At 44.9% G+C, this 13,949-nt stretch carries 12 protein-coding genes; 8 read left to right on the plus strand and 4 right to left on the minus strand.

What is annotated here, in order from left to right:
- Positions 1-10: 10 nt before the first annotated feature.
- From FCL48_RS03535 to ndk, 3 genes are all read left to right on the plus strand, one after another.
- Positions 11-2,578 (plus strand): cobyric acid synthase, encoded by a 2,568-nt coding sequence (locus FCL48_RS03535; RefSeq protein WP_136870873.1) that lies wholly within the window; start codon positions 11-13, stop codon positions 2,576-2,578.
- On the plus strand, positions 2,579-3,580 hold the full coding sequence (gene cbiB, locus FCL48_RS03540) for an adenosylcobinamide-phosphate synthase CbiB (protein ID WP_136870874.1): 1,002 nt from the start codon (positions 2,579-2,581) through the stop codon (positions 3,578-3,580).
- A gap of 149 nt (positions 3,581-3,729) precedes the next feature.
- Positions 3,730-4,143 (plus strand): nucleoside-diphosphate kinase, encoded by a 414-nt coding sequence (gene ndk / locus FCL48_RS03545; protein ID WP_136870875.1) that lies wholly within the window; start codon positions 3,730-3,732, stop codon positions 4,141-4,143.
- A 64-nt stretch (positions 4,144-4,207) separates the two neighbouring features.
- Here ndk and xseA read toward each other — a convergent pair whose 3' ends face one another.
- Positions 4,208-5,563 carry an exodeoxyribonuclease VII large subunit gene (gene xseA, locus FCL48_RS03550; protein WP_136870876.1) on the minus strand — a complete coding sequence of 452 codons (1,356 nt, stop codon included), beginning with the start codon at positions 5,561-5,563 and terminating at the stop codon, positions 4,208-4,210.
- A 137-nt stretch (positions 5,564-5,700) separates the two neighbouring features.
- Between xseA and FCL48_RS03555 the strand changes: the two genes are divergently transcribed.
- The 3 genes from FCL48_RS03555 to FCL48_RS03565 are packed head-to-tail and all read left to right on the plus strand — an operon-like array spanning position 5,701 to position 8,503.
- A complete protein-coding gene (locus FCL48_RS03555; protein ID WP_136870877.1) occupies positions 5,701-6,396 on the plus strand; it encodes a tetratricopeptide repeat protein in 696 nt (231 codons plus the stop codon).
- The gene (gene panC / locus FCL48_RS03560; protein WP_136870878.1) at positions 6,393-7,241 is read left to right on the plus strand and encodes a pantoate--beta-alanine ligase; all 849 of its coding nucleotides are present in this window, start codon (positions 6,393-6,395) and stop codon (positions 7,239-7,241) included. The genes FCL48_RS03555 and panC overlap by 4 nt, the downstream gene beginning before the upstream one ends.
- A 59-nt stretch (positions 7,242-7,300) precedes the next feature.
- A complete protein-coding gene (locus tag FCL48_RS03565; protein ID WP_136870879.1) occupies positions 7,301-8,503 on the plus strand; it encodes a DegT/DnrJ/EryC1/StrS aminotransferase family protein in 1,203 nt (400 codons plus the stop codon).
- 115 nt (positions 8,504-8,618) lie between these two features.
- On the opposite strand, the gene FCL48_RS03570 is transcribed toward FCL48_RS03565, so the two are convergent.
- The 3 genes from FCL48_RS03570 to lpxK all read right to left on the minus strand — a co-directional run bounded on the left by FCL48_RS03570 (position 8,619) and on the right by lpxK (position 11,656).
- Positions 8,619-8,981, minus strand: a complete 363-nt coding sequence (locus tag FCL48_RS03570) for a cell wall hydrolase (protein ID WP_136870880.1) — start codon at positions 8,979-8,981, stop codon at positions 8,619-8,621.
- 418 nt (positions 8,982-9,399) lie between these two features.
- A complete protein-coding gene (gene lpxC, locus FCL48_RS03575; protein WP_136870881.1) occupies positions 9,400-10,389 on the minus strand; it encodes a UDP-3-O-acyl-N-acetylglucosamine deacetylase in 990 nt (329 codons plus the stop codon).
- 223 nt (positions 10,390-10,612) lie between these two features.
- Positions 10,613-11,656: a tetraacyldisaccharide 4'-kinase gene (gene lpxK, locus FCL48_RS03580; RefSeq protein WP_136870882.1), complete on the minus strand. Its 1,044-nt coding sequence runs from the start codon at positions 11,654-11,656 to the stop codon at positions 10,613-10,615.
- A gap of 173 nt (positions 11,657-11,829) precedes the next feature.
- Here lpxK and FCL48_RS03585 point away from each other — a divergent pair, with 173 nt between their 5' ends.
- Positions 11,830-12,960 carry a branched-chain amino acid ABC transporter substrate-binding protein gene (locus FCL48_RS03585; RefSeq protein WP_240744730.1) on the plus strand — a complete coding sequence of 377 codons (1,131 nt, stop codon included), beginning with the start codon at positions 11,830-11,832 and terminating at the stop codon, positions 12,958-12,960.
- An 84-nt stretch (positions 12,961-13,044) separates the two neighbouring features.
- The gene (locus tag FCL48_RS03590) at positions 13,045-13,947 is read left to right on the plus strand and encodes a branched-chain amino acid ABC transporter permease (protein WP_136870884.1); all 903 of its coding nucleotides are present in this window, start codon (positions 13,045-13,047) and stop codon (positions 13,945-13,947) included.
- The last annotated feature ends 2 nt before the right edge of the window (positions 13,948-13,949 follow it).

The raw sequence follows: 13,949 nt of genomic DNA on the forward strand, positions 1-13,949 counted from the left end.
GGATCCAGTAATGGAAAAATTTGAACACGGTGGAAATATCCACAAGGCCTGCAGAGAAGCTGCCCGTAGTGGACTCCAGATTATCGACTTCAGTGCCAATATTAATCCACTGGGTCCTCCGGAATGGCTGCGGCCGCTTATTTCAAGTGAGTTAGAACAAATCTTTCACTATCCGGATCCGGAAAACTTACAAATCTGCCAGGCAATTGCAGAGCATTTTAGTGTTTCTAAAGAGCATATTGTCATTGGTAACGGAACCACTGAACTCCTCTACGCCCTGATGCGTTCATTGCCCTGCGAACGTGTAGTGATACCTGTTCCCAGTTACGTTGACTATGTGCGTGCAGCGGAGATTGCGGGTAAGGCGGTCAGCTTTTTTTATCTGGAGGAAGAAAAGGAGTTTCAGCTGGATGTTGCCAGGTTGCAGCAGGAGCTGAGGCCTGGTGATCTTGTTATCATTGCTGTTCCAAACAATCCGACCGGTAAAATTCCAGACAGAAAAGAGCTGCTTGCGCTTATAAAAGCATGTCCGCAAGCCATTTTTCTCTTTGATGAAGCGTTTCTTGATTTTGTTGAAGACTACCCATCCTTTTGTTGTACTGAAGAAAATGTTGTCACCCTGAATTCCATGACAAAATTTTATGCAATCCCTGGACTGCGCCTCGGATTTGCAACGATGTCAAAGGATTTTGCCCGCACGTTGAAAGATATTCTGCCTCCGTGGACGGTTAATACTCTTGCCCAGCTTGTGGGTGAACGGGCAGTTCAGGACAGGGAGTATCAGAAAGATAGCATCAGTACTTGCAGGCGTCTGCGACTTGAGCTCACCGCACAGCTGAAATCGTTGCCTGGGCTCCAGGTCTTTGAATCCACGGTTAATTATCTTCTTGTTAAATTACAAAGCGAAAAGACTTCCACCCTCAAAGAACACTGTGCAAAAGCTGGTATCCTGATTCGAAGTTGTCATAATTACAATGGTATCACAACCCCGGACAGCTTTTTTCGGGTTGCAGTAAAAAACAGATCCGAAAACCAGCGACTCGTAGAATGTCTGAGCAGTTTTTTAAAGATCAAAAAACGCCATGCGCGGAATAAAAAGACCCCATCAATCATGTTTCAGGGAACCTGCTCTGATGCCGGAAAATCCATACTTACCACAGCGCTTTGCCGAATCATGATGCAGGATGGCTTTGCCATTGCACCCTTTAAGGCGCAAAACATGTCGCTCAATTCCTTTGTTACTCTGCAGGGCGATGAAATGGGCAGGGCACAGGTGGTTCAGGCCCAGGCGGCAAAACTTGACCCTGACTGCCGAATGAATCCGATCCTCCTGAAACCAAACTCGGATACCGGAAGCCAGGTTATAGTAAACGGTCAGCCGGTGGGCAACATGGCTGTGTCCCAGTACAATGACTATAAAAGCCAGGCATGGCCTGAAGTGTGCCGTGCTTATGATCGACTGGCTGCGGATTTTGATGCCATAATTCTAGAGGGTGCAGGATCTCCTGGAGAGGTTAACCTTAAAAAAGACGATATCGTTAATATGCGTATGGCAGAATATGCAGAGGCCCCCGTCATTCTCGTCGGCGACATTGATAGGGGAGGTGTCTACGCCTCCTTTGTAGGTATCATGGAAGTACTCGCTGAGTGGGAGCGTAATCTGGTTGCAGGCTTTGTGGTGAATAAATTCAGAGGACAGGCATCTCTTCTCGCCAGCGCCCATGACTACCTCAAACTCCATACAAAGCGGCCGGTACTCGGCGTTATTCCCTATATTAAGAAACTGGGAATTCCGGAAGAAGACTCTGTCTCCTTTAAAAAAGGAAGTTTTAATACCGCCTCAAAAGAAGAGAGTGTGGAAGTTGCGGTCATTAATCTCCCCCATATCTCTAACTTCACAGACGTTGAACCATTCTTGGAAGAACCTGATGTAACTCTCCGTATTGTCGAAAATATATCTGAGCTACGTTCTCCTGATGCCATTATCATCCCGGGCTCTAAAAATGTTATGAACGATCTTCGGTTTCTGTATCAATCGGGGCTGGCTGAGGCAATCACAAGGCAACTGGAAAAGGGATGCGAGGTTATCGGAATCTGTGGCGGTTACCAGATGCTCGGTCAAAAGATTTCTGATCCATACCAGATTGAATCAAGCGTAATAGACACGGAAGGACTTCGGGCCATGGGACTGCTTCCCATGGCTACAATTCTTGAAAAAAGAAAAAACCTTACCAGAAAATCTGGCCTGCATCTGAGATCGGGAAAGAAAGTTGTAGGATATGAAATTCACCATGGAATTTCCACGGGAGTCCAGGATAGAGTCCTGCAATTTGACGATAGCAGCTCCTGTGGATCAACCAGTGGTGATCACAGGGTTTGGGGAGCCTATCTCCATGGTATCTTTGACAGTGATGAGTTCAGGCGCTGGTTTATAGACAATCTCAGGGCACGTAAAGGTTTACAGCCTGTTGGCAGAATTGTCGCGCCCTATGATCTGGAGGCCTCCTTTGATCAGCTTGCGGATGTGGTCAGGCAGGCCATTGATATACAACAGCTTTACAAGCTTATGAAATTATAAATGCTATATTCCGCCCAGCTTATTCTTTGTCTGATTTTTGATTGGATCTTCGGTGATCCGAGATGGTATCCGCATCCGGTGCGGGGTATCGGATGGCTCTGTTCTTTCTATGAGCGTTTTTTTAGAAGTCACTGTAAAAACTTGCAAATTGCAGGGACGATGACCGTCTTTTCTGTTATTGCAACCACTACAGGGATACTAACTCTCCTGCTGTCAGGAGCCAGGCTTCTCTCTCCCTACTTTGAACAGATTCTTGCCATTGTCCTCATTTATATGGCTCTATCATTGAGGGATCTTCTTGTGCACAGCAATAATGTCTATAGTGCGCTGCTCTCTGATGAACCACTGGTGCGGGGCAGGAAAGAAGTTGCGAAAATTGTTGGCAGGGATACGGCTGAGCTGAGTGAGAGTGAAATTGCCAAGGCCTGTGTTGAAACCGTTGGCGAGAATATGGTTGATGGCTCAACTTCACCTCTTTTTTATGCCGTTGTTGGAAGTCTGTTTTCATTTTTTGTTCCCTTAACTCCCATTGCCTGTTCGGCTCTTGGTATTTTCATGTACAAGGCCATCAATACCATGGACTCCATGATCGGCTACAAAAACGACAGGTATATATACTTTGGCAGAACCGCTGCAAAACTGGACGATCTGGTGAATTTTATTCCAGCCCGGATAAGCGGGATCTGTCTTGTTGCAGCTGCTTTTGTACAGCGTTTGAACTGGAAAAACAGCGCAAAAATTTATTTTCGAGATAACGACAAACATACGAGTCCCAACGCGGCTCACCCGGAGGCAGCTGTTGCCGGAGCTCTGGACATTCAGCTCGGCGGTCCTTCCCGTTATTTTGGCAAGATTGTTGATAAACCGTTTATCGGAGATCCGGGGGGAAAAATAGTTCCCGGACACATCAAAACCGTCAACAGACTTGTTGTAACGGGCACTTTGCTTTTCTTTACCATGATGCTTTTAACCAGAAGTCTGTTTTATCTGCTTACCGCTTGATAATTCTTGATTTATCCTGCAAATTACTCTATGCAGTTACAGGCTTATCTCAAATAATATTTAAAAGTGGCGGCAAAAATGTTTTCTCAGGAACAGGGGTAAACTTATACAACAACTCAATATAATAATTATTTCGGGGAGAAATTAGAATGGAAAGAACGTTTGCGATCATTAAACCCAACGCCTTTGCAGATGGTAACAGCGGTAAAATTTTAAGTCGCATCTACGAAGCAGGCTTTAAGGTGGTTGGGTTGAAAAAACTCTACCTGAGCCGGGTTGAGGCGGAAGGGTTTTATCATGTCCATAGTGGCAAACCGTTTTTTGCTGAGCTTACCGAATTCATGGCGAGTGGGCCATGTATTGTAATGGTTCTTGAAGCCGAAGATGCCATAAGAAAATGGCGGGATCTGATGGGAGCTACAAATCCTGCAGAGGCTGCAGAAGGTACTTTGCGAAAAGAGTTTGGCAAGTCACTTGGTGAAAATGCAACCCACGGCTCCGACGCGCCAGAAACCGCAGCATTTGAAATTGGTTATTTCTTTTCTGGTTTAGAGCTCCTCTAAAACCGTTTCCACAGCTAACACAATGAAACCTTCAGTGCTGTCTGTTAGCTGTGTTTTTCATTTTTTAAGAATTGTTTTTCTCTGTCACCAGGCAGTCAAGCTGTCCTTGGTGGAGTAGAATATGTACCCTGTCACCAGCATTGACTGCTGCGCTGTCGGTTACAACAGATGATAGCTTCCCAGTTATGTCTCTTTTTCTTACCACAGAGTACCCTCTAGCAAGGGTGGCAAGGGGGCTTACGCTGTTTAGCAGGGCCGCCTGCGTTCCCAACTTGGCTTCATGGCGGGTGATTATATGTTTCATGTTGCCCAGAAGTGCTTTTTTGAGGTGAGACAACTGACGTTCCTGGAGCCTTACCTTTGCAACAGGAGCCTGGGCTTCCAGCTGCGCTCGCCTGAGGTTTACCCGGTTCTCAAGGGTTGATAAATACTCATTCATCGCCTGCTGGAGATAGGACTGGCTCATGTTGAGTCTGTGTTCTCCGCTGGCCAGTCTGCTGGTTAAACCACCGAGAAGTTTAATGCTATGGTTTAACTGCATTTGAATCGCACCGAACTTTTGGCCAATCATGCGTTGAAGTCTCTTTTTGCAGGAATCTATCTGGAGCATCAGACTTGCTGAGTCAGCGGAGAGTGTTTCGGCTGCCGCAGTTGGGGTCGGCGCTCTGAAATCCGCACAGAAATCGGCAATTGTAAAGTCAATCTCGTGCCCGATTCCAGTTATAATCGGGATGGGACAACGAAAGATGGCATCAGCTACCTGTTCATCGTTAAAGGCCCACAGGTCTTCCAAAGACCCACCACCACGGCAAAGAACGATCACATCCGTCTCTGGCTGTTTTTCCGCTAAGATAAGAGCTCTGCAGATATCAGCGGGCGCATCTTTCCCCTGGACCAGAGTAGGTATGATTTTTATTTGCAGAGGAGCCTGTCTCATTCGGACAATCTTTAAAAAATCCTGAAGTGCAGCACCCGTCGGAGAAGAAATGACTATGATATTTTTTGGAAAAGCGGGGATGGCTTTTTTATATCGTGTCTCAAAATAACCCTGGGCGGCCAGTTTTTCCTTGAGACGTTCAAACTCTTGCTGTAGCTGTCCTGCTCCGAAAAGTTCAACGCTGTCCACGACGAGCTGGTACTCCCCCCGTGGCTCATAGACTGTAACCCTGCCAAAACAGACGACATCCTGACCATCGGCCAGTTTAAGGGCAACAAAACGTTTTTGTTGTTTAAATAAAACAGCCCGTATCTGGGCATTGGCATCTTTTAAAGTAAAATAAGAGTGACCAGAGAAAGGAGTTTTAACGTTTGAAATTTCACCACTGATACGGACAAAGCGATATTCGTTTTCAAGATTATTTTTTATGGCTGTCGTCAACTGCGAAACGGTCAGAATCGTTTTGTCTTTTGAAGTAATCATGGGTTGTAAAACTAAATGAGGAATCGTTGATAGAAGGACGTTTACGAATGGACAGGGGTAGTCCTATGGTTTATATTGGCCTTCAGTTTACTATAGTATTTTTTTAATAAAACATAAATTTTACGGAGGAATATCGCATGTCCACAGAGAGTGCGTTTAATAAACGTTTACGAGAAGAAACCACAATGGATCAGGTTGAAGGTCTGCTTGAACATTTTAATCTGCCGCCTAAAACCATCACCTTTATCCGTAAAAACCAGCGGATTATTCAAGTTCTCCTCGCCGTGGTTATAGTTGCCGTTGTTGCCTGGTCCCTCTATGGTTCCTATATGGAAAAGCAAAGAGAAGAAGCGGCTACCGCACTTTCCCTTGCCATGGAAAAGGATGCAGATACCCAGGTAGCTGCACTCTCAGAGATCGTAGAAAAATATTCCAGGACATCCTCGTCAATCTGGGCAGAGGTTGAACTGGCTCATCTGGATATGAAAAACAGTAATTTTGCAGGTGCAATAGAAAAATATGCAGCCCTTGTTCAAAAGACTGACTCTGACAATCCACTCAAACCTCTTGTCATTTACGGGCTTGCACAGGCCTATGAAGGTGACAAAAAATATTCCGAGGCAGAGACGCAATATGATCTCTTAAAAGATTTTAAAGGCTTTGAATCCATTGGTTATATTAGTCTTGGCCGACTGGAGGAAACCCAGGGGCATATTGATAAAGCCATTGCCGTTTTGAATAATTTTGTTCTTTCTGCAGGGGACGATCCTGCCTTTGCCCAATCCCGCAGCGAGATTGAGAACAAAATTGCCCGCTTAAAAGCAATCCAATGAAAATAGTACACACACCAGAAGAGATGACCATATGGTCAAACGCTATGCGTCGCGAAGGGAAGAGGATTTCCCTTGTGCCTACTATGGGGTGTTTGCATGCGGGTCATCTCAGTCTCATAAAAAAAGCCAAAGACCTTAGTGAACTTGTCATTGTTTCTATCTTTGTAAATCCAATGCAGTTTGGTCCTGGAGAAGATCTGGATGCCTACCCACGCCAATTTGAAATTGACTGTGGTTTGGCAGAGCAACAAGGGGCAGATATTATATTTTCACCTGCGCCAGAGAAAATGTATGATGATACCTTTCAGACGTCCATCTCGGTAGGCAGACTTTCCAGAGGCCTTTGTGGTGCCGATCGACCGGGGCATTTTGAGGGTGTGGCAACGGTGGTGACAAAACTATTTAATATCACAAGCCCCCATGTTGCCGTTTTTGGTGAAAAGGATTTTCAGCAGCTTGCCATTATCCGGCAGCTGGTTAAAGATCTCAATATTCCAGTAGAAATTATCGCTGGGCCCATTGTCCGTGAAGCAGATGGCCTTGCGATGAGTTCAAGAAATAAATATCTGGAGGGCAATGATCGGCAGATCGCTTTGTGCCTCTCCCAGGCTATAGCAGAGGCCAGAAAGCTTATCGCAGGCTCTACCGAGCCAGTTCTGGTGAGCTCTGTGCTCACTGTTGTGAAAAGCATTGTTGCAGACGCTGGAGCCGTGCTTGAATACGCTGAAATAATCGACAAAGTGACTCTTGCTACAGAAGAATATGTGTCAGCGGAAAGCGTTCTTGCCGTGGCGGCTAAAATCGGTGGACGCGTACGCCTGATAGACAACAGTATACTAATTTAGTTTTAAGAAAAAAATAAGCATGATTACACAGGGATTATGCTTTGAAGAAGGAGCAGTATATGCCAGGTTTTGAGATATTTGGAGAAGAAGAAAAAAAAGAGATAATGGATGTTCTGGATACAGGTGTTCTCTTTCGTTATGAATTTGGAGAACAGCGCAAAGGCATCTACAAAGTTAAAGAGTTTGAAGAAAAGTTTGCCCATTATTGCAACTCGTCATTTGGTCAGGCGGTAACTTCAGGTTCAACTGCATTAAAGGTTGCTCTGACGGCACTTGGAATAGGACCCGGCGATGAGGTAATCACCCAGGGATTTACCTTTGTTGCAACCTGGGAGGCAATTCTTGAAGTTGGTGCTATTCCCGTTTTTTGCGAGGTGGACAGCACCCTGAACATGGATCCGGCAGATCTGCTGAAAAAAATCACCCAAAAGACAAAATGTATAATCCCGGTTCATATGCTCGGTGCTCCGGCGCGAATTAAAGAGATTGTCGCAATTGCCGATAAAAACCAGATCCCTGTCCTTGAAGATACAGCTCAGGCGGCTGGTGCGAGGATCGATGGCAAACACCTCGGCAGTTTTGGCCGATGTGGAACATTTTCGTTTGACTCGGTAAAGACCATGACGACCGGTGAGGGTGGAATGATTATCACAGACGATGAAGAACTCTGGAAATCAATGTCTGAGTACCATGATCATGGCCACGACCATAAGGTAAATCCTGGAGCAAGAGGTGGGGAAGGCCGTAGATTTATCGGTTTTAACTATCGAATGATGGAGCTTCAAGGTGCAATTGGTCTCGCTCAGCTGGCTAAATTAAACGGCATAGTTGCCGCTCAGCAAAAAAATAAGGCCCAGTTGAAAGAGGCCGTCTCTGCGATTCCTGGTGTAAGTTTTCGCACACTGATAGATGAGCAGGGAGATTCTGCGACTTTTCTGACATTCACCCTGCAGGACAGGCAGCATTGCTCAAAGGTAAATGATTCACTGAAAGCAGACGGGTGCGGAGCAATAAACTTTGCTGAAAACAGCTGGCATTTCTACCCCAAATGGGAGCATTTACTGGAGGCCAAAAGTCCAGTACGCACTGGATATCCGTTTAATGAGCCTGGAGGAAAGAAGCGTATTGTCTATGATCCCAAGGCACTTCCGCAGTCTGCGGCCTTACTTGAAAGAACCCTGGTGTATCCAATTCCCATAAAAATGGATAGCAATCGCCTTGCTGTAATGTCCCAGGCCCTACAGAAAGCGTCTTTGATCTAATTAAAATTGTGTAACTGAAAACATTTTCTCATGTTTGACATGCGAAATTTAGGTAAAAATAAAAAAGGCCATCTGTGGTTTACACAGATGGCCTTTTGTTACTTCCTGTAAAATTCTACTTATAAAATTTGTGTGATCCGTACTGATTGAGGTAGGTGTACTCAGATGACCAGTAGGGATCAACACTGTCGAGATGATAGTGTGTGGCCCCCTGGGTGAAATCTTCTGTCTTAAGGGCAATATATGCAGACTTCATGCACTCAAGAAACGCTTTAGGATCATCTGGAAGATACGATTGTTTTTGAAAGGTCCAGCTAAACTGATGGGGTTCCTGGACAATTGTTTTTATGGGCAGGTGTTGTTCGTTCGCTCTGTTGAGTGTCACTAAGGCGACCGCTACTTGTCCTACCTGAGGTTCTGATCTGGCTTCGTGATATACGTTGAGGGTTAACCATAAAAGTCCTTCAAGTAATGTCATTTTCTCTCCTGTAAAGAAGCGCTTATTCAATAAGGGCTCATTTTCTTTCGAGCTTATCAATTAAACTGAATCTTTTTTAACTCAAAAGCCATATTGGCCTTTGCCCACGAAAAAATTGCGGGCATTTCTCATCATATTTATTCATCAAATATACTACATATTGCACCATCGTCAAGATAATACAATGGGGCGTAACGGTCTGTAAATATTAGGTAATATTTTTTATCTTATGATATATCAAATAGATAGGTGTCTGAAGAAAATCTTCGTGCGCCCAGTAATTTGGCGCTGATCATTTTGTTTTTGTCATGAAAAAACAGGGGGTTTGACAGCAAGGAATGAAAAGCTCCAGTGGGGAAAAAATCACACGTATCAATTGTCATAAACATTAGATCTGCTACATTTCCGCCTTTTTTATCTAGGTCATAGAGCCTACGGGAAGGTTTCTGCCATGAAAAGCGGGAAGCAGAGATCCAGTGCCGATCTTGGAGATGCTGACAACATTTTCCATAATCGAATGGTGCCCATCTCTATTCATTTCAAGTATCTCCCAACTCTCCGGTGCTGCAACAATTGCCTGCATGAGACCCAGATGCTGAGCATGACCAGCCTTATATGCCGTAACGTGACCAAGCAGTGGAGCACCGAGGAGGGCGAGATCGCCTACCAGATCCAGGACCTTGTGACGAATAAATTCGTCTTGATAGCGCAGGCCGTCTTCATTGAGCACGGATGTGCGATTCCAGTGTATCGCAATAACGTTGGCAAGGGTACCACCGAGAGCCAGACCGTTGGCCCAGAGTTCTTCGACCTGTTCAACATAGCCAAAGGTTCTGGCTTTGGCTATCTCATCGGCAAATTGTCCGGCAAGCAGATCAAATGTATATTTCTGTGTTTTAATGAGGGTATCGTCAAAGCAGATCTCTCCGGTCACCTTAAAACCATCATATGGTGCAATAGAGATATTTTTATCGCCGTCGCAGTAACAGATAGGTCGATTAATTTTGATGATTTTTTTATAGCCGTCCTGCTTTTTTCTCCCACTGCCACGGAGCAGTTTGAGAAATGGCTCCGCGGAGCCATCCATGATGGGGACCTCGGTTGCATCTATTTCAACATCGGCATTATCAATGCCAAACCCTCTGAATGCTGCAAGGAGGTGCTCGGTGGTTGAGATCCTGAAAAAATCATTTCCAAGTGTCGTTGCAAGTGTAGTGTCAACGACCTTGTCCATATGGGCCGGCAGCGCTGTGTCTGTTGGCAGGTCCGTTCTGAAAAAGCGTATACCACTATTCACCCCGGCAGGTTTAATGGAAAGATTGACTGTCCTTCCTGAATGAAGACCAACTCCACAGCAACTCACCGTATTTTTGATTGTGTATTGATGTGGATCTAATGAGTATGACATTGCTTTCCTTGTGTTATAAGAGACGTATCACAACAGTTAAGCAATTATGGGGCCAGGCAGAAAAAACACCAGTGCAGTTGTTTATGATGCTGGTATTGCATGGTTAATTGCACGCAATATTGTCGAAATATCGACGATTGTCCTGTGGCTAAAAAAACACACATTGTCACATCTCTTGTTTTTTTACCACAATCCTCATTGACCAAAGAGAAGAGGCTGACACTCAATTTCCAGGAATATTTTGTAATATGAAGTCGTTAAAGGCAGTCTCAGGTTTTTGGCTTATTTTAAGAACATAGACAGGCAGGGTGAAATCTGCATTTTTTACTTTTACATAGTCTTTTGCTGTGGTGATAAGGCAGGTTGCACCGGCTTGTGCGGCCTTCTGGCAGAGTGCCTCTATCATGGAGACAGTATAGCTTGTGTGATCCTTATAATTGTTCATACCGCTTATTTGTATACCAAGAATTTCAACACTTTTCTGGACACGTTCGGGGCTGGCGATAGCGCAAAACACATACGCATTTCCGACTGCAGCCGGGTTCATTGGAACCCCACCGGAATCAACCAGACTAAGCCCGCTGTAGCTGGCTGTGAAAACGGGTTTATCTGGGAACCGTGCCTGTAATATTTGGGCAAAGGCTGTCGAACGTTCTCGGTTTTCAGGGTTTTGCCCTGTGAGCAAAAACGCTGAGGTTCTCTTTAATGCAGCAACAGGTTCCCTTAGCGGTCCACCCGGGAATATCCGACTGTTTCCTGCAAGGACCGTGGCGTCAAACAGAACGACGTTAATATCCCTGACAACACTCATATGCTGAAACCCGTCATCCAATAACAGGATATCAACATTAAGATGTTCCACAGCATGCAGACATGGTTCAATCCGCTTTCTGCCGGTAAGTACAGGTATGTCCTGTAGCGACTCCGCTATAAGGACAGGTTCATCGCCTGCTGCAACCGGGTCCATAAGGATGTCCTTGCCATCGCTGACAATATTGATATTGTCTGTAGACTTCCCACCATAGCCACGGCTTATTACTGCTGGGTTATAGCCATTTTCTTTGAGTAACCTCGCAAGATGTATTACGGTTGGGGTCTTCCCCGTACCACCGAGCATGAGATTGCCAACGGATATAACCGGTACGCCTGGATGATACTGTTTAAAAATCCGGTGCCGATATAACTTTTCCCGTATTCTCATGGCGAAACCATATATCGGTCCCAGAGGCCGGCCGAAGAAAAACAGAGAGTTCAATTCATTTGCCATAGCTTTTTGTATAGAAATTGATTAACGAATCTTTTTGTGCATGTTTTAGCTTTTGCAATATTCATAGCAAAAGACTAATATCATGACCTTGTGGTATATGCTCACTCTTTATTCTTGTATTCCATACAAAAATAAAGGGGAATCTCATTAATTAATTGTAAATGGAGGAAGGAATGAAGTTGAATATGAATCGTAAGTTATTCTCGACGGCAGCCTGTTTACTCATTGCAGTATCTGTACCAGCACTTGTTTTAGCTGAAGGTGATACCATTAAATTTGGTGTGGCTGGTGCCCATAGTGGCGACCTTGCATCATATGGATTACCAACGGTTAACGCAGCCCAGCTTGTCATCGAGAAGGTGAATGCCGCAGGTGGTGTGAACGGCAAGATGGTTGAACTGCTTGTGGAGGATGATGTCTGTAAGCCAGAGGTCGCAACCAACACTGCAACCAAACTTGTCTCCGATGGTGTCGATGTCGTTCTTGGTCATATTTGTTCCGGAGCCACCAAAGCAGCGTTGCCAATTTATAAAAACGCCGGTGTTCTGGTCATGTCTCCATCTGCTACCAACCCAGAGCTTACCCAGAGTGGTGATTACCCTAATTTTTTTAGGACAATCGCACCAGATGATGCTCAGGCCCAGGTTGATGTGGAATTTGCCCTCAATAAACTGAATTACACTAAAATAGCTGTTGTTCATGATAAAGGCGATTACGGTAAAGGTTTTGCTGAATTTGCCAAGAAATTTCTTGAAGAGTCTGGAAAAGCTGAAGTTGTGCTGTTTGAAGGTGTGACTCCAGGTGCCGTTGATTATTCTGCCATCGTACAAAAAATTAAACGTTCCGGCGCCCAGGCAGTAATGTTTGGTGGTTATCATCCTGAGGCATCTAAAATCATCAGCATGATGAAAAAGAAAAGACTAAAAGTAGACTTCATCTCAGATGATGGTGTAAAAGACAACACCTTTATCAAGGTTGCCGGAGAAGATGCTGAGGGTGCCTATGCCTCTGGCCCAAAAGACACCACAGCCAATCCACTTTCAATTGAAGCGGTTGCAGCCCATAAAGCAAAATTCAATGCCGACCCCGGTGCCTTCTTTGAAAATGCCTATTCCGCAACCCTAGCTATGCTCAACGCCATAGAAAAAGCCGACACCACTGAACTTGAAGCTGTGAAGAAAGCACTTCAAACGGAAAAAGTTGATACCCCTGTTGGCAACATTTATTTCGATGAGAACGGGGATGCCATAGGTGTAGGATTCTCCGTATATCAGGTAAAAGATGGCGCTTTCGTAGAATTATAAGCGAGACACTTCTCTTGATTAATCTTACCTGGAGCTTGCACACGTTGTGTTGCAAGGTCCAGGTACTTTTTTTTGTGGTAATATATGGATTATTTTATAGAACTTCTATTCAGCGGCTTAACCAGAGGCTCAATTTACGCGCTTATCGCTTTGGGCTATACAATGGTATATGGAATTATCGGTCTGATCAATTTTGCCCATGGTGAAATTTATATGATCGGGGCGTTTACCTCTTTTATTGTTGCCACCGTGCTTTCAATTTATGGATTTCCGCTTCTGGCTATAGTTGTGATAGCTGGTGTTGCAGCTGCTATCTGGTCAAGCGCCTATGGATACACCATCGAAAAAATTGCCTACAAACCCCTTAGACATGCGCCAAGGCTTTCTCCACTTATCAGTGCCATCGGGATGTCTATTTTTTTACAGAACTATGTTCTGCTTGCTCAAACCTCGGATTTTCTTCCTTTCCCCGAACTCATTCCAGATTTCGATTTTATGGAACCCGTCGCACATATTGTTGGTTCTTCTGATCTTGTTATTCTGATCACAACCACAATAGTCATGCTTATTTTGACTTTTGTCATTAAATTCACCCGTATTGGTAAGGCGATGAGGGCTACAGCTCAAGATCGTACCATGGCAATGCTCGTGGGTATTAATGTTAATAATATTATTTCGGCAACCTTTATTATCGGTTCTGCCCTGGCAGCCATCGGCGGCCTGCTCATTGCCTCCCATATTGGTCAGATTAACTTTTATATTGGTTTTATTGCTGGCATTAAAGCCTTTACTGCTGCAGTTCTTGGCGGGATCGGGTCGATTCCGGGCGCAGTTCTTGGCAGCTTGATCCTCGGACTTACCGAGAGTTTTGCCACAGGGTATGTTTCCAGTGACTATGAAGATGTCTTTGCCTTTTCATTACTGGTCCTCATCTTGATCTTCAAACCATCAGGTCTTCTCGGCAAGGCTGAAACTCAGAAGGTGTAATT

This window comes from Desulforhopalus sp. IMCC35007, assembly GCF_005116575.1.
In the GTDB taxonomy this organism is placed as follows: Bacteria; Desulfobacterota; Desulfobulbia; order Desulfobulbales; family Desulfocapsaceae; genus Desulforhopalus_A.